The sequence below is a fragment of the Pseudomonas sp. B23(2017) genome, assembly GCF_002113725.1.
In the GTDB taxonomy this organism is placed as follows: Bacteria; Pseudomonadota; Gammaproteobacteria; order Pseudomonadales; family Pseudomonadaceae; genus Aquipseudomonas; species Aquipseudomonas putida_Z.
Window position 1 is genome coordinate 217,721 of sequence record NZ_NEJM01000008.1, and the last position, 25,006, is coordinate 242,726.

Sequence of the window (25,006 nt, forward strand, 5' to 3'; positions counted from 1 at the left end):
AATCGACGCACATTCTAGGAGAACAGCATGAAATTCAGTGAACAGTGGCTGCGCGGTTGGGTAAACCCGCAAGTCTCCCGTGACGAACTGGTCGCCCGCCTGTCCATGGCCGGCCTCGAAGTCGACAGCGTTACCCCCGCTGCCGGCCAGTTCAGCGGCATCGTCGTGGGCGAAATCCTCGCCACCGAACAACACCCGGACGCCGACAAGCTGCGCGTGTGCCAGGTAAGCAACGGCCAGGAAACCTTCCAGGTCGTGTGCGGCGCCCCTAACGCCCGCCCAGGCATCAAGATTCCGTTCGCCATGATTGGCGCCGAACTGCCAGGCGACTTCAAGATCAAGAAGGCCAAGCTGCGCGGCGTCGAGTCCTTCGGCATGCTGTGCTCGGCTGCCGAGCTGCAGATCAGCGAAGAGAACGATGGCCTGCTGGAACTGGCTGCCGACGCCCCGGTTGGCGAAGACATTCGCCAGTACCTGAGCCTGGACGACGCCAGCATCGAAATCGGCCTCACCCCCAACCGCGGCGACTGCCTGTCCATCGCAGGTCTCGCCCGCGACGTCAGCGCCCTGTACGACACCCCGGTCACCCGCCCGGTGGTGCCAGCCGTACCGGCTGCCCACGACGAAGTGCGCCCGGTCGAAGTCAGCGCCCCGGCTGCCTGCCCGCGCTACCTGGGCCGCGTCATCCGCAACGTCGACCTGAGCAAGCCGACCCCGCTTTGGATGGTCGAACGCCTGCGCCGCAGCGACGTGCGCAGCATCGACGCCGCCGTCGACATCACCAACTACGTGATGCTCGAACTCGGCCAGCCGATGCACGCCTTCGACCTGGCAGAAATCAACGGCGGCATCCGCGTACGCATGGCCGAAGAGGGCGAGAAGCTCGTCCTGCTCGACGGCCAGGAAGTTGCCCTGCGCGCCGACACCCTGGTAATCGCCGACCACACCCGCGCCCTGGCCATTGCCGGCGTCATGGGTGGCGAGCACAGCGGTGTGAACACCGAAAAAACCCGCGACCTGTTCCTCGAAAGCGCCTTCTTCGAGCCGATCTCCGTCGCCGGTAAAGCCCGTTCCTACGGCCTGCACACCGACGCCTCGCACCGCTACGAGCGCGGCGTAGACTCGCAGCTGGCCCGCGAAGCCATCGAGCGCGCCACCCAGCTGCTGCTGGACATCGTCGGCGGCGAAGCCGGCCCGGTCGTCGAAGCCGTCAGCGAACAGCACCTGCCGCAAGTGGCCCCGGTTACCCTGCGCGCCGAACGCATCACCCAGATGCTCGGCATGGAAATGGACCCAGCCCAGGTCGAGCAACTGCTCAACGCCCTGGAACTGACCACTACCAAGAGCGGGGAAGGGCAGTGGACAGTCAACGTTCCAAGCCACCGCTTCGACATCAGCCTGGAAGTGGACCTGATCGAAGAGCTGGCCCGTCTGTACGGCTACAACAACCTGCCGGTTCGCTACCCGCAAGCCCGCCTGGCCCCCCAGGGCAAGCCGGAAACCCGCGGTGACCTGCCGACCCTGCGCCGCCTGCTGGTTGCCCGCGGCTACCAGGAAGCCATCACCTACAGCTTCATCGACCCGAAACTGTTCGAACTGTTCAGCCCGGGCGTAGAGCCGCTGCTGCTGGCCAACCCCATCTCCAGCGACATGGCCGCCATGCGCGCGTCCCTGTGGCCGGGCCTGGTCAAGGCACTGCAGCACAACCTGAACCGCCAGCAAGACCGCGTGCGCCTGTTCGAAAGCGGCCTGCGTTTCGTCGGCCAGCTCGGCGACCTGAAGCAGCAGCCGATGATCGCTGGCGTTGTCACCGGCAGCCGCCTGCCAGAAGGCTGGGCCAACGGCCGCGACGGCGTCGACTTCTTCGACGTCAAGGCCGACGTGGAAGCCCTGCTGGGCTACTCCGGCGCCCTGAGCGACTTCACCTTCAGCGCCGGCAAGCACCCAGCCCTGCACCCTGGCCAGACCGCCGCCATCGAGCGTGACGGCAAGCTGGTCGGCTACCTCGGCGCCATCCACCCAGAGCTCGCAAAAGCCCTGGACCTGGACCGCCCGGTGTTCCTGTTCGAGCTGGTGCTGGGCGACGTGGTCGAAGGCCGCCTGCCGAAATTCAGCGAGCTGTCCAAGTTCCCGGAAACCCGCCGCGACCTGGCTTTGATCGCAGGACGTGATGTAGCTTCTAGCTCGGTGCTTGAAGTAATTCGTGACAATGCAGGCGAATGGCTCACAGACCTCAGGCTGTTTGATGTCTACCAAGGTAAAGGCATTGATCCTGATAGAAAAAGCCTTGCCGTCGGCTTGACCTGGCAGCATCCATCGCGCACTCTTAACGACGATGAGGTGAACACTACCCTGCAAAACATCCTCACCTCGCTCGAACAAAGGTTGAACACCACGTTAAGGAAATAACGGCATGGGTGCTCTGACGAAAGCTGAGATGGCCGAAAGGCTGTACGAGGAGCTGGGGCTTAACAAGCGTGAGGCCAAGGAGCTGGTCGAGCTGTTTTTTGAAGAAATTCGGCACGCACTTGAAGAGAACGAGCAGGTCAAGCTGTCCGGTTTCGGCAACTTCGACCTTCGCGACAAACGCCAGCGGCCGGGCCGCAACCCCAAGACAGGGGAAGAAATCCCGATCACTGCACGGCGCGTCGTCACCTTTCGTCCAGGGCAGAAGTTGAAGGCCCGGGTTGAGGCCTATGCTGGAACCAAGCCATAACGACGAACTGCCTCCCATACCGGGCAAAAGGTACTTCACCATTGGTGAGGTGAGTGAGCTTTGTGCGGTAAAACCGCACGTGCTGCGGTATTGGGAGCAGGAGTTCGATCAGCTCAATCCCGTGAAGCGGCGGGGGAACCGGCGGTATTATCAGCGGCAGGATGTGCTGATGATTCGCCAGATTCGTGCGCTGCTTTATGACCAGGGGTTCACCATTGGCGGGGCTCGGTTGAGGCTTTCCAGTGATGAGGCCAAGGATGAGTCGAGCCAGTACAAGCAGCTGATTCGGCAGATGATTGTCGAGTTGGAGGATGTGTTGGTGGTGTTGAAGAAGTGACCTTGGTTTTTGATGAGTGAAATTTCTTTGAGAAAAAGCTTTCATTTATCAGGAGGTTAGGGTACATTCTTCAGCGTTCTCGGTAGCATTGAGAGCATGCTTCAAAGCCCAGTCGGGGCGTAGCGCAGCCCGGTAGCGCACTTGCATGGGGTGCAAGGGGTCGAGTGTTCGAATCACTCCGTCCCGACCATTATTTAAACGACTAAGCCACCTTCGGGTGGCTTTGTTGTTTCTGGAGTTTTTGGTTTTTTAGAGGCTTCGCTTGTTTCATTAATCAATCTTGTGATTCGGTAAGGCAAGATAGCTGTGCGCATCGTTTCGCGAACCTCGTAATAGAGCAGGCGTTTCCTAAGAGGAGGGGGCTACCTTGGTTCAATTTCGGTTGGGCTTTTCTTGTGTTCAGGTTCAGGTTCAGGTGCTGATGCTTCCTGCGCTAACCGGTGGGGCCATGCGGGCATGCGAATTTGCAGGCTGAACTCTTTGTGTTGGAGCGTACGCAGCTTGGAGTGGTTGTCCTGCGGTTCATGTCATGCCTCGGGAGCGCCCGGGTAATCTGAAACAACTCGGTATCTATCTGTTTTCACTGGTTAATAAATTGTTGGTAAAGCTCCTTGGAATACCAGTAGGAACGCTGGGTGGTCTGGCTTCCGATGGACGGTGCTTTTTTCAGCTCCGCCCCCAAAAAGGAATTGGGATCGAGTCTATCAAGCAAATGGTCGCGCTGTTGATTGTTGCCCCTGCTCGTCTGATGTCCCCACTCGCAGGCACATTCACTGTTGCGATACGTACGTCCAGCTCTGCGATCAGCCCCAATGCTCGACCAGCAGGCACCTTTACCGGGCCAGCTTTCGGTCAGCGGCAACACAGACGAGGAGCCACTTATTCCCAAGTGCCTTCAGCTGTGTGGTGTCGGTGATGTCTCAGGAGATATCGTCAAAACGAAGATCGGCACCGAAAAGGATCTGTTGAGACCGTCTCATCTGGATTAACTCGCCCAGGTTTGCGACGTGTACAAACTGGGCTGCGTACGAAATCTCGAGCTACCCTCCGCCCACCCTCAGAGGGCAGATCCTTAAGCTGGCAGGGGAAAGAGCAAGAGAAGCGGTATCGGCATTCATCCACACGGCAGACGGTTTCTCTGTGTCATTAAGCCGCAAAAGTCAACGTATTTTTGTGGGTATGTTCTTGATTGTAGGGTGCAAAGAAAGCCCTCGACAGTATATCTAATTGAAGGGAGCACATAGAATGAGCATCTTTGTGCCGACGTCGACTCGACACGCACCTAACACGATTCAGGTCAGGTCCGAATGCAATGGAATGACCATGTAAACCGCATTGAAACAGGATAAGCAGTATGACCAGTGCCCAACAACGTTCCGCCCTGCAACGTCAGATCTGGGCCATCGCCAATGACGTGCGTGGCGCCGTCGATGGCTGGGACTTCAAGCAGTACGTGCTTGGGACCCTGTTCTACCGCTTCATCAGCGAGAACTTCGTCGACTACATCACTGGAGGCGACAGCGCGATTGACTACGCGGCGATGGAGGATGATGACCCGCGGATCGCCGCCGCCAAAGATGACGCCATCAGGACCAAGGGCTATTTCATTGCCCCCAGCCAGCTGTTCAGCAACGTGGCCACGAAGGCCAGCACCAACGACAGCCTGAATACCGATTTGGCGCGTATCTTTGCCGCCATTGAGAGCTCGGCCAGCGGCTACGCCTCCGAGCAGGACATCAAGGGCCTGTTCGCCGATTTCGATACCACCAGCAACCGCTTGGGCAATACCGTCGCCGACAAGAACAAGCGCTTGGCGGATGTGCTTAAGGGAGTGAGCAAGCTGGAGTTCGGCAGCTTCGATGCCAGTCACATCGACCTGTTCGGCGACGCCTACGAGTTCCTCATCTCCAACTACGCGGCCAATGCCGGCAAATCCGGCGGCGAATTCTTTACCCCGCAGCATGTGTCCAAGCTGATCGCTCAGTTGGCGATGCACAAGCAGACTAGCGTCAACAAAATCTACGACCCGGCGTGCGGCTCCGGCTCGCTGCTGCTACAGGCGAAAAAGCATTTCGACGCCCACGTCATCGAGGATGGGTTCTTCGGCCAAGAGGTGAACCACACCACGTACAACTTGGCGCGAATGAACATGTTTCTGCACAACATCAACTATGCCAAGTTCAACATCCAGCTCGGCGACACTCTGCGCGCCCCGCACTTTGGTGACGACAAACCCTTCGACGCCATCGTCTCCAATCCGCCGTATTCGGTGAAGTGGATCGGCAGCGACGACCCCACGCTGATCAACGACGACCGCTTTGCCCCGGCCGGCGTGCTGGCGCCCAAGTCCAAGGCGGACTTCGCCTTCGTGCTGCATGCGCTGAGCTACCTTTCAGGCAAAGGGCGCGCGGCGATCGTCTGCTTCCCCGGCATCTTTTACCGCAGTGGCGCCGAACAGAAGATCCGCCAATATCTGGTGGACAACAATTATGTTGAGACGGTGATCTCGCTAGCGCCCAACCTGTTTTTCGGTACCACCATAGCCGTGAATATTCTGGTGCTTTCCAAGCACAAGCTGGACACCACCACCCAGTTCATCGACGCTAGCGCGCTGTTCAGGAAAGGTACCAACAACAATCTGCTGGAAGATAAGCATATCGAGCAGATCATGCAGGTGTTCGACAGCAAGGCAAGTGTCGAGCATTTTGCCAAGTCGGTACCCTTAGAAAGGATAGCGGCCAATGACTACAATCTCTCGGTCAGTAGTTATTTGGAAGCGAAAGACAACCGCGAAGTGGTGGAAATTGCCGCTCTCAACGTCGCTCTGAAAACCACAGTCGCCCGCATCGACCAGTTGCGCAAGGAAATTGATGCCATCGTCGCGAAGATTGAGGGCCAGGAGTTAGAGGCATGAGCGAGCTGTTGGATGGCGTTACCGTAGAGTGGACGGCATTGGGTGATGAGCGCTTTGTAGAAATAGCGAACTCTGCAAGGAGGCCGGTAAAGGCTTCGTTACGTGTATCTGGAGAGGTTCCATACTACGGCGCAAATAACATCCAAGACTACGTGGATGGATATACCCATGACGGCGAGTACGTGCTTATTGCAGAAGACGGTTCAGCAAGTCTTGAAAATTACTCTGTACAATATGCGAATGGAAAGTTCTGGGCGAATAACCACGTGCATGTTGTGCGTGGTAAGCAAGGGCTGAGCACTAAATTTCTCTACCACTATTTGCGTTCTGTGGATTTTAGTCCTTATTTGCCAAACAAAGATAGATCGAAATTGACAAAAGGGGAGATGGTCAAGATCCATGTTCCCATCCCCTGCCCAGGCAATCCCAATAAATCGCTGGAAATACAGGCCGAAATCGTTCGCAGATTGGACACCTTCACCGAGCTTACCTCCGAGCTAATCGCTGAGCTTACCGCCGAGCTTGCTGCCCGCAAGAAACAATACAGCTACTACCGCGACCAGTTGTTGAGTTTTGACGGCCAGGAGGTGGAATGGAAGGCGCTGGGAGATATTGGCGAGTTCATTCGCGGTAAGCGATTTACAAAGGCTGATTACGTCGAAGAAGGCATTCGCGTCATCCACTACGGTGAAATTTATACCCGATATGGTGCGTGGGCGGACCAAGCATTTTCAAAGGTTCGAGATGACATGGCTAGCTCGCTGCGCTATGCGGAGCCGGGTGATGTTGTCTTGGCCGGCGTTGGCGAAACGGTGGAAGATGTATGCAAAGCTGTTGCGTGGCTAGGAACTCAGAGTGTGGCCATTCACGACGATAGCTATGCTTTTCGCCACTCAATGAATCCAAAGTACGTCTCCTATGCGATGCAAACGGCTTCATTCCATTCTCAGAAGACTAAGCATGTGTCTAGCGGGAAAGTTAAACGCATACTCATCGAGGGTTTTAAAAAAGAGGTTAGAATTCCTGTCCCATATCCCGATGATCATGAAAGATCGCTTGCAGAGCAGGCTCGCATCGTCGCTATTCTTGACAAGTTTGACACGCTCACCAACTCCATCAGTGAGGATTTTCCCCGCGAGATTAAACTGCGCCAGAAGCAATACGAGTATTACCGCGATCTGCTGCTGAGCTTCCCCAAGCCGGAAGAGACGGTGGCCTGAAATGAGCAATACGTTGACTGAGATCGCCGAGCAGTTAAAGAACGCCAACAAGAAGGTGCAGCTGATCTATGCCTTCAACGGCACGGGCAAGACGCGTCTGTCGCGCGAGTTCAAGCAGTTGGTCGCAAAGGGCGACGGTGAAGAGGCGTTTGATCCACCGGCGGCGTCGCGCCACAAAGTCATCTACTTCAATGCTTTTACCGAAGACCTGTTCTATTGGGATAACGACTTGGCGCAGGATGCCGAGCCCAGGCTGCGGATTCAGCCCAACTCATTCACGGACTGGCTGCTCGCGATGCTTCGTGACCTAGGGCAGGACGGCAACATTGTTAGGTACTTCCAGCATTACACAAGCGACAAACTGACCCCGCATTTTAGTGCAGACTTTTCGGAAGTCACTTTTTCGTTGGAGCGCGGTGATGACGAAGGCTCGGGGAATCTCAAGATTTCCAAGGGTGAAGAAAGCAATTTTATATGGAGTATTTTTTACACGTTGCTGGAACAGGTCGTCAGCACACTCGATGTGCCTGAACCGGAGGACCGTGAGACGCGGGAGTTCGATCAGTTGGAGTACGTGTTCATCGATGATCCGGTGAGTTCACTGGACGAAAACCATCTTATCGAGCTGGCGGTCAATCTTGCAGGGCTGATCAAGGCCAGTCCCTCGGACCTGAAATTCGTCATCACCACCCACAGCCCGCTTTTCTACAACGTGCTGCACAATGAGCTTGGCCTCAACAAAGGTGGCAAAAAAGAGGGTTGCTATTTACTGAGCCGTCTCGATGACGGCAGCTTTGATCTGTGTGTCAAGTACGGCGACTCCAACAAGAGTTTTTCTTACCATCTCCACTTGCGGCAGACCCTTGAGCAGGCAATTGCCGCTGGCCAGGTACAGCGCTATCACTTCACCCTGCTGCGCAACCTCTACGAAAAAACCGCCAGCTTTCTGGGTTATCCGCAATGGTCGGCGCTTTTACCTGACGACAAGCAGGCTTACCTGAACCGCATTATGCAGTTCACCAGCCACAGCACGCTGTCCAATGAAAGCGTCACTGAGCCAACCCCGCAGGAGAAGCAGACGGTGAGGTTGCTGCTGGACCATCTGGTGGCCAACTACGGCTATTGGCAACAGGAAGAGGCGCCGGGCGACTGATCGCATGAGCGTCAGCTCATTCACCACCAAGGACATTCCACTGGCCGTGCAGTCGCAATTGCCTACGGTGGAGGAGATTGAAAGCGAATTCGCACAGGGATATGGGGAGCCCCCAAGCAATGACTGATTACAAGACCATCGCTGAGTCCAACACCTTCATCGTGCTCGACAGGTACGCCAGAGAAAGGGAAGTTGCCGAGAGCTACCAGAGCGAAGGCGATCTGGAGCGCGAGTTCATCCAGGACTTAGTCGATCAGGGCTATGAGCACCTCACCGGGATGAAGACGATGCCGGCTCTGCTGGCCAATGTGCGCACGCAGTTGCAGGCGCTGAACAGCGTCGATTTTTCCGACGGTGAGTGGGCGCGCTTCGTGGAAAGCTGGCTGGACAAGCCTAGCGACAGCATCGTCGACAAGACCCGAAAGGTTCACGACGATCATGTGCACGACTTCGTGTTTGATGACGGGCGCATCCAAAATATCTATTTGATGGATAAGAAGAACCTAGCCCGCAATAAGGTGCAGGTCATTAAGCAATTCGAGCAGGCGGGTAGTCACTCCAACCGCTACGATGTGACGATTCTGGTGAACGGGCTGCCGCTGGTGCAGGTAGAGTTGAAGAAGCGTGGCGTGGCGATTCGCGAAGCTTTCAATCAGGTGCACCGCTACAGCAAGGAGAGCTTCAACACCGAGCATTCGCTGTTCAGGTATCTGCAGCTGTTCGTGATCTCCAATGGCACCGATACGCGCTACTTTGCCAACACCACGCAGCGCAACAAGCACAGTTTCGACTTCACCATGAACTGGGCGCAGGCCGACAACAGCCCGATCAAGGATCTCAAAGACTTCACCGCGACTTTCTTCCAGAAGCGCACTCTGCTCGATGTGCTGTTCACCTATTCGGTGTTCGATGCCAGCAACACTCTGCTGGTGATGCGCCCGTACCAGATTGCCGCTACCGAGCGCATTTTATGGAACATTCGCAGTGCCTGGCAGGCCAAGCGCTGGAACAACACCGAGGGCGGGGGTTATATCTGGCACACTACCGGCTCGGGCAAGACGCTGACCAGCTTCAAGGCTGCGCGCCTGGCCACCGAGCTCGACTTCATCGACAAAGTGTTCTTCGTGGTGGATCGCAAGGATCTGGATTACCAGACCATGAAGGAGTACCAGCGTTTTTCACCCGACAGCGTCAATGGCTCGGAGAGCACGGCGGGCCTCAAGCGTAACCTGGATAAGGACGACAACAAGATCATCGTCACCACCATCCAGAAGCTCAACAACCTGATGAAGAGCGAAGGCGACCTGCCGGTGTTCCACCAGCAGGTGGTGTTCATCTTCGACGAGTGCCACCGCAGCCAGTTTGGCGAGGCGCAGAAAAATCTAAAGAAGAAGTTCAAGCGCTTCTATCAGTTCGGCTTCACCGGCACGCCGATCTTCCCAAAAAATGCGCTGGGCGCCGATACAACAGCCAGCGTGTTTGGCCGCGAGCTGCACTCCTATGTAATCACCGATGCCATCCGTGACGAGAAGGTGCTCAAATTCAAGGTGGACTACAACGATGTCCGTCCACAGTTCAAGGCTCTGGAAACCGAGCAGGACGAGAAGAAACTCAGCGCTGCGGAGAACCGCCAGGCTTTGCTCCACCCCACGCGTATCCGAGAAATCTCGCAGTACCTGCTCACGCATTTTCGCCAAAAGACCCATCGTTTACAGGGAGCAAACAAGGGCTTCAATGCCATGTTCGCGGTGAGCAGCGTCGATGCCGCCAAGTCGTACTATGAGACGCTGCAGAAGCTGCAGGAAGGCAGCGACAAGCCGCTGCGCATCGCCACCATCTTCTCCTTCGCCCCCAATGAAGAACAGGACGCCGTTGGCGACATAGTCGATGAGAGCTTCGAAGTGTCGGCGATGGATAGCTCAGCTAAAGAGTTCCTGAGCGCGGTGATTGCTGATTACAACGCGCTGTTCAAAAGCAATTTCGGCGTGGACAGCAAAGGCTTCCAGAACTACTACCGCGACCTGGCCAAGCGTGTGAAGGATCACGACATCGACCTGCTGATCGTGGTCGGCATGTTCTTGACTGGCTTCGATGCGCCAACGCTGAACACGCTATTCGTCGACAAAAATCTGCGCTATCACGGCCTGATCCAGGCCTATTCACGTACTAACCGCATCTTCGATGCCACCAAGACTTTCGGCAATATCGTCACCTTCCGCGATCTGGAGCAGGCTACGGTCGACGCCATCACGCTGTTCGGCGACAAGAATACGCGCAACGTGGTTCTGGAAAAAAGTTACAAGGAATACATGGAGGGCTTCACCGACACGCTGACCGGTGAGGCGCGGCGTGGGTTCATGGATGTGGTGACGGAGCTGGAGCAACGTTTTTCCGACCCGGCCAACATCATTAAGGAGTCGGAGAAGAAAGACTTCGCCAAGTTATTCGGCGAGTATCTACGCGTGGAAAACGTGCTGCAGAACTACGACGAGTTTACGGCGCTGAAGGCGCTGCAAACGGTCGATATCAGCGACCCGCAGGCCGTGGAAGCATTTAAGCTCGAACACCACCTGGATGACGAGAAGCTAGCCGAGCTGCAGACCATCCGCCTGCCTGCCGAGCGCAAGGTGCAGGACTATCGCTCCACCTACAATGACATCCGCGATTGGCTGAGGCGCGAGAAAGCGGGTAACGAAGCAAGCGAGTCCACTATCGACTGGGATGATGTGGTGTTCGAGGTGGACCTGCTCAAGTCCCAGGAAATCAACCTGGATTACATTCTTGAGCTGATCTTCGAGAAGAACAAGAAGGTCAAGGACAAGGCGGCACTGATCGAGGAGATGCGCCGGGCGATTCGCGCCAGCCTGGGCAATCGCGCCAAAGAAAGCCTGGTGGTGGACTTCATCAACCAGACCGATCTGGACCGGATTGATGACAAGGCTAGCGTGATCGATACTTTTTTCACTTTCGCCCAATCCGAACAGCGGCGCGAGGCGCAAGAGCTGATCAGCGATGAGGAGCTGAATGAAGTGGCGGCTAAACACTACATCGCCATCTCACTAAAGCGGGAGTTTGCTAGCGATAATGGAGCTGAGCTCAGTTCCGTTTTACCTAAGATGAGTCCACTTAATCCGGCTTATTTGGCAAAAAAACAAAGTGTCTTTCACAAAATTGCTATTTTTGTCGATAAGTTCAAGGGCGTTGGAGGGCAAGTTTAATGGGCGACCTGTTAGCGTTCCCATGCCTAATATTTGGAGTGCTGGAATGACTGTCATAGCGCGGCCTACTATTGGCTCGTAGGCCGCCGCGAGTCGCCTATTTGTCTTCACAGACCTGTTGGGCACTTCGAAGAACACCAGCTTGGCGCGGGTGACTGCCTTGGCTCCTAGGTTCTGTACGAAATCCCGAGAAACCCAATCGACGCCCTTCGGAAGCTGAAATTCTGTAGAGTTCCCGGCCATCTACGGAAAGGAATTCTGTGATGGCAAAGCGTTACGAACTCTCGGATGAGGCTTGGACTGTGGTTGCCGATCTCTTCACTGAAACCCATGGTCGGGGGCGGCCCCGCCTGAGTGATCGGCTGATGCTCGATGGCGTGCTCTGGGTGCTCTGCTCGGGGGCTGCGTGGCGAGATATGCCGGAGCGATTTGGCCCGTGGTCAACGGTGTATCAACGGTTCCGGGGCTGGCGAAACCAGGGGACGTTCGATCAGATGCTCAAACGCTTGCACCTGAAATTGAATGAGCAAGGCTTGATCGATTTGCAAACCTGGATGATCGACTCAACTGCTGTACGCGCAACTCGAGCCTCTTCTGGCGCCGGGAAAAAAGGGGGCCTGACGAGCCTGCCGATCACGCTCTAGGCCGCAGTCGCGGCGGCCTGACAACCAAGATCCACATGCTCTGCGACGCCAACGGAACACCGTTGCGCTTCCTTCTCTCTGGCGGTCAAGCCAGTGACATCAGCTACGCCCAGCCACTGCTGGACGAAGTCAGCATTCCATCAAGCCAACGAGGTCGTCCGCGCAAGCGCTGCAAATGGCTGCTTGCCGACAAAGGCTACGACGCCGAAGCGCTGCGCCGCTACTGCGACCAGTACCGCATGCAACCCGTCATCCCGATGCGCTCAATGAAGCGCAAACCCAAGCCTGGCTTACCCAGACTGTTTGATCGGCCCAAATATCGACAGCGCAACATCATCGAGCGCATGTTTGGCTGGCTGAAAGAGAACCGCCGCATCGTGACACGCTTCGACAAGCTCGCGAAAAGCTATGCCGCCATGGTCTCACTGGCTTGTTCCATGCGGTGTTTGCGACATCTCTTTTCGTACAGAGCCTAGCGATAACGGCGGGATTAAGGAAGGCGCAGTTAACAGCGGTGTCGAGCTTGGCAGCATAGGCGCACGGCCTCGGCTCTTGTAGGACATGTCTAGTTCTAAAACCGCCGTATATGGGGCTCACTTCTCATTATGTCGTAGGAAATTTCCTCTTTTTTGATAGGCTTTTGCCATCACTCGAGAGGAAAATGAAATGCCCGTCGTCATCGTTGAAAACGACACATCGCAGTGGGAAGACGAGACAGGCGCTGTCTATCACTTCCCCAAGCGTTACCAAGCCTGGCTCGCGCAGGGAACCGAGGTGATCTACTACAAAGGGCGCATCAAGGACAAAGCCTTTGCTTCCATCCGCCTCAGCGCCGATCCGCATTATTTTGGTAAGGCACGCATAGGTCAGGTCTACGCAGACCGGAGGAGCGATAAGGGTGATCTGTTTGCTCTGATCGAAAACTTCACGCCGTTTGAGGACGCTGTCCCCTCGAAAATTGACGGCGAGTACCTGGAGACTATCCCCGCCAGCCGTATGAGTAACTACTGGCGTGATGGCGTTCGGCCGATTTCTCAATCCGATTACGATGCCATCTTAAGCCATGCGACGCTCCTGCCTTCGCGTGCTGATGCGGCTGTACCGGATACGGAAGACGACCCACTTACCTTTGAATCGGCCAGTGAAGGTAGCAAAACAAGCTACTTTGGAACCCGTTACGAGCGCCGGAAAGATCTGAGGGTGAAGGCCATCGCCATCCACGGGCTTGACTGCAAGGCATGCGGGTTTGATTTCGAACAGGCATACGGCGAACACGCGAAGGGCTTCATCCACGTTCATCACGTAGTACCGATTTCGGACTTTGGTGGGGAGAAGGCCGTGAATCCTGAGACAGACCTCGTGACGTTGTGCGCCAACTGTCACGCGGTTGTCCATCGCAAGAGAGATAAGACTCTGAGTGTTGACGAGTTGAAAGGAATGTTGCGCGGCCGGTGGGTAATCGAGTCCCAATAGACAGCTAAGTGCACGCTAACTTTGCCTGGCTGTGAAAGTGGGGGCAGCTGGAGCGCCTTCGAAACGGGGGAAGGAGTTAGGCTTTGAAGGCGTCCAGTGAGGGGAGGGTGATTCAGCGCATCATGCCCAGCTCGGCATCATCCATCAGCGCCTTAGCCAATGCGCAGAGGTAATGCGAAGCCCAGATCAGCTGAGGTTTGTCTTCCATCAAGCCGTCCAGGGTCATATCGCGTGCGTAGCCCATAAGCTCCGAGGCTTGTTCGCGGGCGCTCTGGCAGGGGATGCCTGCTTCGATGCGGAACAGCGGATGGGTCTGGTTTTCACCTTGGTAGAAGGTGGTTTTGCCGACGGTGAATTTGGTTTCTTCTGTGGTCATTGTTCAATCTCCCCGAAATCTCTGGTGCCTGGTCTGGGCTCATCGCCGGCAAGCCAGCTCCCACAAATACTGCATAGGCCTCGAGATTTGTGGGGCAGCTTAGATCCATGTGGGAGCCTTGCTTGCTGGCGATAGGGGCAGCCCAGGCGACACATAAATGAAGCCTTAGTGCAAAGTCCTAGGCTCAGTGGGCATCTGCACCTGGATCAGTGCGGACTCAAGCAAAGCTCGCAGCGTCTCCAGTTCATGCATTGAGGCCATCATCAGAATCGATGCTGGTGACTTGGGCTGCAGCAGCATTGCCTGATGCACGACGGTCGCCGCGCATAGTGCGTAGTCCGTGGCTTGGATCAGGGTGTCTTCAAGGCAGAGAGTCTTGTGGGGAGGATCTGGAACGATCTTGAGCATGGTGAAGCTCCAACGTAGAAGGAGGAGCTACCACGGCCATGCCGTCAAGCAATGGGGTGGTAGCTGTACGCGGGTTGACGGACCGAGACGTTGGCACTCGGCGCACCACAGGGTGCCCGCACGTACAGCCACCATAAAAGTGTGCACATGAGGACAGCGTCATCGGTCCGTCAAAACCGGTCGCTGAATTGGCAGCGACGAGCCGAGACTAAAATCCACGTTGGTCATGTGCAACGAAAAACAGGCGCAGGGAGTATCTTTGGGAAATGGCCTACAAGGAAGGGGTTAATTCTGACTTTTTTCGCCCATTCACCTTCACAGCATGCAACGCCGGCTGCTCTGTTAACGGTTTGTGGATCTCAAAAAGCTTTCCACTCACGAATCCCTGTATCCAGTTATGTCGCGATGCCAACAAACGGTCCAGCATGGATTTTCACCACTCAAGCCTTGAAACTGATCCGCTCGCATCTGGACCAAGGTAGGTCAGGGGCCAGCCCCTGACAACGGACGCCAAGTAACAGCCCATGGAATGCACCGAAGATGACTATCGAAGCTTTTGCCCCTTTCCAGCGCCTCGCCACTGACCTGCTGAAGTATCTACCGGCTGACCAGCCAGATGGCTCCCACGACCTGTCCCATATCCATCGCGTATGGGTCAACGCACAACGGATACAGCGTGTAGAAGGCGGCGACCTGGAAGTGCTGCTTGCAGCGACTGTGCTGCATGATTGTGTCGCAGTAGAAAAGAACTCGCCCTTGCGTGGGCAGGCGTCAACGCTGTCCGCACAAAGGGCGGCGTCAATCCTGGCTGAAATGGGCTGGCCCTTGCAGCGCATCGAGCAGGTGGCGCATGCAGTCAAAACCCACAGCTACTCGGCTGGCTTCGAACCGCTCACCCTTGAGGCCAGGATTCTTCAGGATAGTGATCGCCTGGACGCCATAGGTGCAGTGGGTATCGCCCGGTGTTTTTACGTTTCCGGGCGAATGGGGTCGGCGCTGTACGATTTCGAGAACCCCACTGCGTGGGGGAGGGAGTATCAGGACAAGGCGTATACGGTCGAGCACTTTCATACCAAGCTGCTCAAGCTTGCGTCAGGGTTTAAAACTGCTGAAGGGGCTCGACTGGCTGCTGAACGTCATGCGCGGCTTGAAGTGTTTCTTGCGGATTTCATGGATGAGATCGGGGCTGGCGGTGCTGTCTGAAGTGCTTGAGCCCCGGGCTCTTCGACTGATTAGAGTAACTGTTCACCTAGCGCTGCTGAGATATCTACCCAGGAGTGCCGCTGATAGTGATCGGCAAGAGCTTCACGACTAGGGCGTAGCGCGGGATCGCCGGGTAGATGCGCAGCTTTGCCATGCAAGCCGGCCGTCATATTTTCATCTGCGTGGGAGTAGGGGCCGTCGGCCATTTCGGGGTCGCAAAAATGAACCCGTGCATCCGGAGTGATAGTAATAACGCCGCCATCGAACAGCCGATGATGTAGGGAGCAGAGAAGAAGCCCGTTTCTCGGATCGAGACGTTGGCCGGGAGTAGCGAAGGTCCAAGGGATGATATGAGCAGCATCAAGCGCTTGTGGGAAGCTAAGCTTGCACATGGCGCATTGCCCCCCATACGCCAACATTAATGCTTTCTTGAAGACCGTTTGTGCAATGCCTCGAACTTTCACTTTGGCATAAACGTCCTCTCGGCTTTCAGGGTTTTCCACCAAGGAGTACGCCAACGACTCTGGAGTATCCATCACGCCAAAAGCCTCGTACGGATTCGCAACCCGGCTCCAGTCGAAGGCAAAGACGAGTTCATGAGCGGTGTCGATATCATCCAGCGGCCATCCAATGAAACCAGGTCCAGGAATCCCCGTCACGGCTCCGATTACGATGGATGATAGTGGGGGTAGACCCGCATCCAGACAATGCACCTGAATTGGGTCAAGAGCATAGCGCATTGACAATGGGTTGGTCTGCACCAAGGGCGATAGCTCACCGTATGTGGGGGTCTGACGTTTCGATGCAGCTTCAACAAGGCGGGGCCACAAAATGCCTGCTGCATGGAACCAGTTTCTTCCTGTCACGTTCTCTATCCTTATAGAAATACCTCAAGCCCCCCCATTTTGCCAGAACACATGGAGGTAATGGCAAATTAATGGCTCCGAACCCGGGAGTCATCCCGCTGCAGCTCTGGCTCGGACGCTTTTAAAGCTGCTCAGCGAAATATTTATGTTAGATTGAGCTCGCTCATAAATGGCGGCGTTAGTGCTGTTATGAGTTGCGTAGGACAATTACCAATAAGGGACTAGCCATGTCAGAATTAAGTGCATCAAGTTTTCCAAGCTTTAGTAAAAAGTGGTTGCGACGTTTATCCGAACACTGGTCGGCTATTAGTGTGTTTCTGATTTTCATTGGAACAGGCTTTGGTATGCTCAGCCTTTATGTATACACGCTGGCGATTGGTCGTGCCGATCTCTTTATGCTGACGCTGGACTCGAAGTCAGCTTTGTTGGCATGGTTAATGTGTGTGCTTTTTATCATGTTTTTACAATTTTGGGTTTTAATGTCATGCGCATGGCTGTTCTCTACTTCAGTTTCATTTATTTCGCGGCGCAGAAATGTTACACGCTTCCTAGCTGTCTGGTTGCTTATTCCGGTAATGGTAGGGATCGTCTCCTTTGTTGTCGTTGTATTCTATTTTAGCGATCGATTGGGCGTAGCTGGGTCTTTATCAATAGTGGCACTTGCCACAATATTTGCGTTTCTAGCGGTTACACGAATTCCTAAAGCACGGCGCCTCATCGCTGTGGGGGCTCCCCGAAATGCAAGGCGGGTGGTTAGTTTTTCTATCGCGTTCACACTGGTCCTCACAGTAATATCCGGTGCGGCTCCGCTGCTGCTGATAATACAAAGCTACGTCGGAAGAGATGATCAAGAGGCAGTGAATTTTGTAGCGGTGTTTTCGAGTTTTGTTCTGGTGCTGAGCCTCGTTCCGGCGATGCTGTTTCATCTACTTCAGGGAGATGTCTATCGTCGAGTACAAATAGCTGCTTTGGGTGTTATATTGTTTTTCGGTGGTTATTTGGTCGCTTCTCACGGCGCCATGTCGAGCATCACATATATTGTTGCGGGCAAACTGAAGGTTCGACAAATGCAGACTACTGGTTTCGTCCTGGATGAGCAGGTGAAGCTTGCTGATCTGGACCCTTTGCAATGGCACCCAAAGCTTCGCCCTGATGGCAGAGTACAAGTGGATGCTTTTCAGCTTTTTACTTTTGGAGATACCCTATTAATGTGCCCTACGGCTATTCGAGGGATAGGTCTGCACGATTTTCCTTATTACAGTAAATTGTGTTATTTGACATTCAATAGTAAGGTCGCCCGAATGCCGCCTCGGTTGCTAATAGGTGCGAAAACACCCGGAGAGGTATGGAGCCAGATGGCCGGAAAAATATTCAACTGGCAGTACGTGCGGGTACACCTGATGCCCCCTCAGTTACCAATACTCGCTCTGAACGAATGATGAAATGATCTTCGGGCAGCTTCAACATCTTTGGTTCGCTCGGGCTTTGGTGTCTACCAAAGGGAAATTTGGAATTTCTACGCGGCCAGTGTTGGCAAGCCAATTCGTAGTTTTTGCGTGCAACAAGCTATCGATTGAGCAAGCTAAGGCGGAAGTGGACTTGCCCGATGGCGACACACTTTAATCGAACCTGAAAATCCGGGCTGACGTGTGAGAAGAGATGCCGTACAGCCCGGATCGTGCTCGGCTCAGAGTGACGGCGCTACATATACAACCCGGTTTCGTCCATTCTGTTTGGCGTCATAAAGTCCCCTGTCAGCGCGTTCCAGTGCGTCATCCAGCGTTTCACCCTTGGCAAACAGGGTGCACCCTACGCTGACGCTCACCTTCAACTGGCCACAAGGCAACTGCATAGGGCTGGCACCCACCTGTTCGCGAATCCGCTCAGCAATCCGCGTCAGTTCTTCGCTGTCTTTAACATGCAGAATAGCGACGAACTCCTCACCCCCATGGCGCACCAGCAGGTCATCGGGGCGAAGTGCTGCACGCAGGCGACGGGCAGATTCGCAAAGCACTTTGTCACCGCCGCCATGGCCGTACTTGTCGTTGATGGATTTGAAGTGATCCAGGTCGGCATAAACCGCACCCAGTTGTAATCCGTTCACCTCTGCCAATCGCCGTTCATGGTCTTCAAACGCCGACAACGCGCCGCGATTCCACAGTTGCGTCAAAGGGTCGAGCAGGGCTTTGCGCTGCTCGCGATCCATTTCAAGCCGCAGATCGCGGTTCACCTGCGCCAAGGTGCGCAGTTGCAGATATCCCTCGGCAAGCGTGGCCAGGTCCCTGAAATTCGCTTGTTGAGCCTCGCTGAGCACGCGCGGGTGGGGATCTAACATGCACAGCGTGCCGATGGCTTTGCCGTTACCTGCACGCAAGGGGTGGCCGGCGTAAAAGCGGATGTAGGGCGGGTTGAGCACCAGCGGGTTGTCGATGAATCGCCCGTCGCACTTGGCGTCGGGCACCATCAGGGTACCCTCGCCGAGAATGGCGTAGCCGCAAAAGGAAATGCTGCGCGTCGTCTCGCTTGCCTCAAGCCCTATGCGGGCCTTGAACCACTGTCGGTCCTGGTCGATCAGGCTGATAAGCACAGTATCCACATGGGCCAGGTCCTGGGTAAGCCGCACCAGGGTATCGAGGTAGTGCTCGGCTGGTGTATCGACCAGGTTCATGTCATCGAGCGTGCGCTGGCGAAGCGCTTCGTCTGCGGGTAAAGGGCAAGCTGGCATCGTTGGTCCTCCATTCCCTGGTCGGCTGCTTTTGCACCTGGCGGGGGCGCGTTCTCTATACCGTCGAAACAAGCACAGCATAGGTTATAGCGTGGAGCCGTGGACTGCAGGTGCGGCTGGCCATTTCTTGCCGAGAGTGTGATTTCTTTCGCTCGATAATCGTCAAGATTGCTACCCCTTCGCCGTCGTCTGGGGACTGATACAGGGCCTTTCATGCAAACGCTGTTGAACGAGATTCTCGAAGAAGTACGTCCCTTGATCGGCAAGGGCAAAGTGGCTGACTACATTCCTGCGCTGGCCGATGTGCCAGCGAACCAGCTGGGCATCGCGGTCTATGGCAACGATGGCAGCTATTACTGCGCAGGCGACGCCCTGGTGCCGTTCTCGGTGCAGAGTATTTCCAAGGTGTTCAGCCTGGTGCAGGCGATTGGGCACTCGGGGGAAGCCATTTGGGAGCGGCTTGGCCATGAGCCTTCCGGCCAGCCGTTCAACTCGCTGGTGCAGCTGGAGTTCGAGCGTGGTCGGCCGCGTAATCCTTTTATCAATGCGGGTGCGTTGGTGATCTGCGATATCAACCAGTCGCGCTTTGCTGCACCCACTTTGTCGATGCGCGATTTTGTGCGGCGGCTATCGGGCAATCCCCATATCGCGATTGATGCCCGCGTTGCCGACTCGGAGTATCAATTCCGTGCGCGCAACGCGGCCATGGCTTACCTGATGCAGTCGTTCGGCAACTTCCATAACGAGGTGGAGACGGTGCTGCGCAGCTATTTCAGCTATTGCGCGCTGCAGATGAATTGCCTGGACCTGGCCCGGGCGTTCTGTTTCCTGGCCAATGATGGGTTCTGCAAGCACAGCGGTGAGCAGATTCTGACCCGGCGCCAGACCCAGCAGGTGAACTCGATCATGGCCACTAGTGGGTTGTATGACGAAGCAGGGAATTTCGCCTATCGGGTGGGGTTGCCGGGCAAGAGTGGTGTGGGGGGCGGGATTGTGGCGATCGTGCCGGGGCAATTCACCGTGTGCGTGTGGTCGCCGGAGTTGAATGCGGCGGGTAACTCCCTGGCCGGGATGGCGGCGCTTGAGTTGCTGAGCTCGCGGATTGGGTGGTCGGTGTTCTGATCGGCGGGCTCGCTTGTTGTGCGGTGTAGCGGTTTGACTTACCTATGAAGAATGCGACGCGGTGTATGGCACCGGCTGCGCCGGTGTTCGCGGGTGAACCCGCTCCCACAGGTACTGTGGCTGCTTTGAAGGCTGTGGTGAGCTTGTGGGAGCGGGCGTGCCCGCGAAGAATCCTGCGCGGTGCATGGCACCGGCTGTGCCGGTGTTCGCGGGCATGCCCGCTCCCACAGGTACTGCGGCTGCGTTGAAGGCTGTGGTGAGCCTGTGGGAGCGGGTTTACCCGCGAAGAATGCAACGCGGTGCATGGCACCGGCTGTGCCGGTGTTCGCGGGCATGCCCGCTCCCACAGGTACTGCGGCTGCGTTGAAGGCTGTGGTGAGCCTGTGGGAGCGGGTTTACCCGCGAAGAATGCAACGCGGTGCATGGCACCGGCTGTGCCGGTGTTCGCGGGCATGCCCGCTCCCACAGGTACTGCGGCTGCGTTGAAGGCTGTGGTGAGCCTGTGGGAGCGGGTTTACCCGCGAAGAATGCAACGCGGTGCATGGCACCGGCTGTGCCGGTGTTCGCGGGCATGCCCGCTCCCACAGGTACTGCGGCTGCGTTGAAGGCTGTGGTGAGCCTGTGGGAGCGGGTTTACCCGCGAAGAATGCAACGCGGTGTGTGGCACCGGCTGTGCCGGTGTTCGCGGGCATGCCCGCTCCCACAGGTACTGCAGCTGCCTTGAAAGGTATGGTGATCCTTACCGTCTAGGCCCCGGCGCATCGACCCTCTCAGTCAGATGGGGCAGTACGGGACTCACGGTCAATATCCTCCGGCCAATGAACCTTGGGCGCCAGGCAATGCATATGGCTCAGGCCATCGTCATCGTTCCAGTCACGAGGTGGGTGAATGAACGTTGGCAGGGCTTCAGGGCCTTGTTGCATGAACAAACGGGCGATGGCCCAGTAGGCTTCGCCGTGGTACAGGTCGTGGGTGAAGAAGACGCGGTCGATGACTTCGTTGGTTTCCGGGTTGCGAACCGACAGCATGACGTTTTCGATCAGGCCACCGTGGCCAGGGGCGTAGACTCGGTAGACTTCGGCGGTTACGTCGTCCCAGTTGTAGGCGACCGGTTTGACGCCCCAGTGTTTACGACCGAACAGAAAGATGTAGTGGAATCTGAATTGATAGAGATAGATTTTGCGTCGTAGGCGATTGAAGCGAATGGGTTCGTCCCGTGGGAGCAATAGGTCCATTTTTACATATGTCGCAGTAGCCCACATGCCAATCAAGATCGCTAACGATGAGAGGATGTCAATGCCCCAATTATTCGACCAGTAGATACCAAAAAACCTCCAGTGCATGTAGATTAATGCACCCACAGAAAAAACCAGAATTGGTCCCCCTATCAGCACTGTGACACCACGCAAACTGACAGTAGATCGGGGATGCTCCAGGAACACATCATCACAGTAGTTTGGTGGCGGATCTATATCTTCAAAGCTTAAACGCGGAACTTCATCCGAACTGACACCAGGCAGATCATGACTCCAACACAGAGCTCGCTCCGAAAGGATCCTGGGCTTGATCTTCATTCGTTGGCTTCCCTAATGCTAATTTCGACGAATCAAACTGTTGAATCGGGCTTGCCCTGAACAATCCAGCGCCGTGTCAGGTTTGCAGTCAGGGGGCTTACCGGGCCCTCAGCACCTTGCGCTAAGGTTTTAGACGACTTCATCTGTTGTCGGTGCGCTGCGAGACTCCAAGTCGATTTTCGCTGGCCATCGGACCTTGGGGGCGAGGTATTGCATAGGGTTCAGACCATTGCCAACCTTCTGACCCTGAAAAGGGCGTAGAGAGTCAGGAAGAGCGTCATAGCCACTTTGCATGTACAAACGTGCCAGTGCCCAATACTGCTTGCCTTGCTCTATGTCGTCACACAGTAACATGCGGTCGATGACTTCCTCGGAGCCTGTTTTACGAACCGATATCATTACATTTTCAATGAGGCCGCCGTAACCCATTGGGGCGTATACCCTGTAAACCTCGGCAGTTAGGTCGGCCCAGTCATAGGCCACAGGTTTTACCCCCCAACCCTTGCTGCCGAAGGGGTATAGGCGATCAAATCTGTACTCGTAAAAATAGACTTTTTGACGTGCTCTATTGAAGCGTATGGGTTCATCGCGAGGAAGTCGTAGGTCCATACGAAACAATGGAAAAAAGGCCCAGGTTGAAAGAGTCACAATCATGATGCCTATGGTCGTAATTTCAATTCCCGATTGCCAGTCGTCAAGGAGGGAAGTGATGATGTCTGGCACGATAAACACCATGGTGTAAATTAAAATAATCAAGCCTCCGAAAAAAGATATCCCCCGCACACTGACCGACGACCGTGGGATCTCGATAAATATATGTCCAGCCCGATTGATCTTTAAATTAGATGCCAAACACACCTCGCGCTGCGCGGGTGCAATATCATGCGGAGGAAGATCATACTTCCAGCCCACCCCTCGGGTAGGTAGCATCTTTCTCTTTCCTTTCATGCATTCAGTTCCGTGGAAACAGTGATGGGTAGGACGATGATGGCCTGGCTGATGATGGCAAGCAGAGCGGGGAGCAGCCTGCCGCAGGGCCTGACTGGGCAGTGGCCACGCGGGAAGAGTGAGGCTGCCGCAACCCAGGGCAGCCTATACCTTCTAGACTTGGGGTTCATCGGCCCTCTCAGTCAGATGGGGCAGTACGGGACTCACGGTCAATGTCCTCCGGCCAATGAACCTTGGGTGCCAGGCAATGCATGTGGCTCAGGCCATCGTCATCGTTCCAGTCACGGGGTGGGTGTACGAACTTCGGCAGGGCTTCGGGGCCTTGCTGCATGAATAGTCGGGCGATGGCCCAGTAGGCTTCGCCTTTGTAGAGGTCATAGGTGAAGAAGACACGGTCGATGACTTCGTTGGTTTCCGGGTTGCGGACCGACAGCATGACGTTTTCGATCAGCCCACCGTGGCCGGGGGCGTAGACTCGGTAGACTTCGGCGGTTACGTCGTCCCAGTTGTAGGCGACCGGTTTGACGCCCCATCGTTTGCGACTGAAGATGTAGATACGGTCATATCGAAACTCATAAATATATATTTTCTGGCGAAGTCGATTGAAACGAATAGGCTCGTCTCTAGGGGCAACCAGATCAAGCCTGACGTAGGCAGTCAAAGCCCATAATGCTACCGGGGGAAGAGCTATTGATATGTTTGTAAGCCAGTCGCGCGGCCAGTTGCCATGCAAAAGGATCCAATATAAGTAAAGCGTCATTCCTAGAGTAAATAGTAAGCTCGGAACCCCAATCAAAAATATAACACCTCGAAGGATGGTGCTGCTCCGTGGTAACTCGAGATACACATCATCGAAATAATTGGGTGCAGGTTTGACACTCGCCCACACGTTCCGCCATTTTGGCACTTCATCCACCTTGGGAAGGTCATGACTCCAGCCTAAAGCACGTTCGCACAAAACTTCATCATCACGCTTCACTCGTTAATCTCCCTTGCACAAATCTCAATGTACCCACTTGGCAAGCTCCGATCCGGCCAGTACATGACCAACAGCGTAGCCGCCAAGATCGTGTGTTCTCCTATAGACGCCAAAAGCGATATCGAGCCAGAAATCTCTAACTGACAGAGTCCAGTAGAATAAGGTTTCTGCTTCTCGCTAATTGAAATACTGCGGTCGTAATCGGGGATTCGTGACGATGCAAAGCTGGAAAATGAAGAGGACGGTGAGAGAGGTTCTTCAGCATTTGCCAAAAAATCGCCCGAAGCAATAGTTTCCCCGCCAATATAATCAGGGTAATTGCCGTCACCGTGACGATGTACAATCAATTTCCAGCGGTATCCCGAGGACCGCTCATCGTACATAGGCAATGCGATCAAGAATTTTAGCTTCCTAATTATTTCAGCACTAATCAATCCGCCTATTTTCGGAAGACCTGGATCAGCGGCCAAGCGCGCCTCAAAATTTAACTTCGCCTGAACGCCTAGTGTGGCAGCATTGAGTTCGGCAAAAGCGATATCTGCATGTTCTGGGACATTCCAATGAATGATCGGCTTTTCGTCTGCTTTTCCAAAACAGCACCGCCTTACCCAGCGTTCCAAATCAGTTGATTCATTTTCCTGAGCGTGTTTGCTTAGTTGATAAGCAGCAAGCGTGAGGCCGATCGCCAATCCCAGGGGGCCGAAAACCAAGGGTTTGAGTACTGCGACTCCGAACGCGACAGTGCCAATAACATACAAAACGGCCGAAATTAGATGTCGGTTGTATGCGGCATCATCACCCGCAGCGGCGGTGCGCCTCATGGCATTGATTGCTTGAGCCGCATCAAAGACCCCTGCAACCGCACTCACCAAAGCACCAAGCCTTATCAAGGCCCCCCCACTGGCTGCAACACCCTTTGCCCACCCCAAATTCAGTGGACCAGCACTTGATCTCAAAATGAGCCCAATCAGTTCGATTTGCCCTCCCAACAGGCCCAACTGCGATCCTTGCAACGCCAACTTGGCCTCATGCGCCTTCGGCCCAATCTCCGTTTCCGCCTTTTCCTGATTCCTGCCCAGGCTGTCCTGCTGCAAATACAACCCGCCTATCGCCAGCAGAACCTCCCAGCT

At 55.3% G+C, this 25,006-nt stretch carries 20 protein-coding genes and 1 tRNA gene; 13 read left to right on the forward strand and 8 right to left on the reverse strand.

The genetic code is table 11. The features are described 5' to 3' along the window. The first annotated feature begins 27 nt into the window (after positions 1-27). The 10 genes from pheT (at position 28) to CAG46_RS15510 (ending at position 13,675) form a co-directional block, all read left to right on the forward strand. The gene (gene pheT, locus CAG46_RS15465; RefSeq protein WP_085619062.1) at positions 28-2,409 is read left to right on the forward strand and encodes a phenylalanine--tRNA ligase subunit beta; all 2,382 of its coding nucleotides are present in this window, start codon (positions 28-30) and stop codon (positions 2,407-2,409) included. 4 nt (positions 2,410-2,413) lie between these two features. Next, positions 2,414-2,716, forward strand: coding sequence for an integration host factor subunit alpha (gene ihfA / locus CAG46_RS15470; protein WP_003250679.1), 303 nt, complete (start codon positions 2,414-2,416; stop codon positions 2,714-2,716). Then, on the forward strand, positions 2,697-3,053 hold the full coding sequence (locus CAG46_RS15475; protein ID WP_003250681.1) for a MerR family transcriptional regulator: 357 nt from the start codon (positions 2,697-2,699) through the stop codon (positions 3,051-3,053). The genes ihfA and CAG46_RS15475 overlap by 20 nt, the downstream gene beginning before the upstream one ends. Before the next feature lie 113 nt (positions 3,054-3,166). Beyond that, a tRNA-Pro gene (locus tag CAG46_RS15480) sits at positions 3,167-3,243 on the forward strand. A gap of 1,164 nt (positions 3,244-4,407) precedes the next feature. Beyond that, a complete protein-coding gene (locus CAG46_RS15485) occupies positions 4,408-5,967 on the forward strand; it encodes a type I restriction-modification system subunit M (RefSeq protein ID WP_085619060.1) in 1,560 nt (519 codons plus the stop codon). Beyond that, positions 5,964-7,187, forward strand: coding sequence for a restriction endonuclease subunit S (locus CAG46_RS15490; protein WP_085619058.1), 1,224 nt, complete (start codon positions 5,964-5,966; stop codon positions 7,185-7,187). The genes CAG46_RS15485 and CAG46_RS15490 overlap by 4 nt, the downstream gene beginning before the upstream one ends. A gap of 1 nt (position 7,188) precedes the next feature. Next, positions 7,189-8,340, forward strand: coding sequence for an AAA family ATPase (locus tag CAG46_RS15495; RefSeq protein ID WP_085619056.1), 1,152 nt, complete (start codon positions 7,189-7,191; stop codon positions 8,338-8,340). A gap of 119 nt (positions 8,341-8,459) precedes the next feature. Then, positions 8,460-11,558, forward strand: coding sequence for a type I restriction endonuclease subunit R (locus tag CAG46_RS15500; protein ID WP_085619054.1), 3,099 nt, complete (start codon positions 8,460-8,462; stop codon positions 11,556-11,558). A gap of 263 nt (positions 11,559-11,821) precedes the next feature. Beyond that, a protein-coding gene (locus tag CAG46_RS15505; RefSeq protein ID WP_143493523.1) for an IS5 family transposase occupies positions 11,822-12,678 on the forward strand; the annotation gives its coding sequence in 2 pieces (ribosomal slippage) (positions 11,822-12,163 and positions 12,166-12,678; 855 coding nt in all). Between the two features lie 190 nt (positions 12,679-12,868). Beyond that, on the forward strand, positions 12,869-13,675 hold the full coding sequence (locus CAG46_RS15510) for an HNH endonuclease (RefSeq protein WP_085619052.1): 807 nt from the start codon (positions 12,869-12,871) through the stop codon (positions 13,673-13,675). A gap of 112 nt (positions 13,676-13,787) precedes the next feature. On the opposite strand, the gene CAG46_RS15515 is transcribed toward CAG46_RS15510, so the two are convergent. Both CAG46_RS15515 and CAG46_RS15520 read right to left on the reverse strand, forming a co-directional pair. After that, on the reverse strand, positions 13,788-14,051 hold the full coding sequence (locus CAG46_RS15515) for a DUF3077 domain-containing protein (RefSeq protein ID WP_003256566.1): 264 nt from the start codon (positions 14,049-14,051) through the stop codon (positions 13,788-13,790). Positions 14,052-14,216: 165 nt separating this feature from the next. Then, positions 14,217-14,459, reverse strand: coding sequence for a hypothetical protein (locus CAG46_RS15520; protein WP_085600481.1), 243 nt, complete (start codon positions 14,457-14,459; stop codon positions 14,217-14,219). A 540-nt stretch (positions 14,460-14,999) separates the two neighbouring features. On the opposite strand from CAG46_RS15520, the gene CAG46_RS15525 reads away from it, so the two are divergent. Beyond that, on the forward strand, positions 15,000-15,662 hold the full coding sequence (locus tag CAG46_RS15525) for an HD domain-containing protein (protein ID WP_085619050.1): 663 nt from the start codon (positions 15,000-15,002) through the stop codon (positions 15,660-15,662). Between the two features lie 29 nt (positions 15,663-15,691). On the opposite strand, the gene CAG46_RS15530 is transcribed toward CAG46_RS15525, so the two are convergent. Then, positions 15,692-16,528: an HNH endonuclease gene (locus CAG46_RS15530; protein ID WP_256575089.1), complete on the reverse strand. Its 837-nt coding sequence runs from the start codon at positions 16,526-16,528 to the stop codon at positions 15,692-15,694. 227 nt (positions 16,529-16,755) lie between these two features. Between CAG46_RS15530 and CAG46_RS28250 the strand changes: the two genes are divergently transcribed. Then, positions 16,756-17,967, forward strand: coding sequence for a hypothetical protein (locus CAG46_RS28250; protein ID WP_143493522.1), 1,212 nt, complete (start codon positions 16,756-16,758; stop codon positions 17,965-17,967). A gap of 248 nt (positions 17,968-18,215) precedes the next feature. Here the strand turns inward: CAG46_RS28250 and CAG46_RS15545 are convergent, their stop codons facing one another. After that, positions 18,216-19,253: a sensor domain-containing diguanylate cyclase gene (locus CAG46_RS15545; protein ID WP_085619042.1), complete on the reverse strand. Its 1,038-nt coding sequence runs from the start codon at positions 19,251-19,253 to the stop codon at positions 18,216-18,218. Between the two features lie 213 nt (positions 19,254-19,466). On the opposite strand from CAG46_RS15545, the gene glsB reads away from it, so the two are divergent. Continuing rightward, complete coding sequence (gene glsB, locus CAG46_RS15550) at positions 19,467-20,375, forward strand: glutaminase B (RefSeq protein WP_046614057.1); 909 nt, start codon at positions 19,467-19,469, stop codon at positions 20,373-20,375. Positions 20,376-21,145: 770 nt separating this feature from the next. Here the strand turns inward: glsB and CAG46_RS29100 are convergent. The 4 genes from CAG46_RS29100 to CAG46_RS28760 form a co-directional block, all read right to left on the reverse strand. Next, the gene (locus tag CAG46_RS29100; protein ID WP_256575090.1) at positions 21,146-21,949 is read right to left on the reverse strand and encodes a DUF6708 domain-containing protein; all 804 of its coding nucleotides are present in this window, start codon (positions 21,947-21,949) and stop codon (positions 21,146-21,148) included. A 129-nt stretch (positions 21,950-22,078) separates the two neighbouring features. Continuing rightward, the gene (locus tag CAG46_RS15570; RefSeq protein WP_256575092.1) at positions 22,079-22,897 is read right to left on the reverse strand and encodes a DUF6708 domain-containing protein; all 819 of its coding nucleotides are present in this window, start codon (positions 22,895-22,897) and stop codon (positions 22,079-22,081) included. Between the two features lie 178 nt (positions 22,898-23,075). Then, positions 23,076-23,876 (reverse strand): DUF6708 domain-containing protein, encoded by an 801-nt coding sequence (locus CAG46_RS29105; RefSeq protein WP_256575093.1) that lies wholly within the window; start codon positions 23,874-23,876, stop codon positions 23,076-23,078. After that, the coding region (locus CAG46_RS28760; RefSeq protein ID WP_085619036.1) for an oxidoreductase at positions 23,873-25,006 on the reverse strand (1,134 nt) is incomplete at its 5' end. The genes CAG46_RS28760 and CAG46_RS29105, both read right to left, overlap by 4 nt.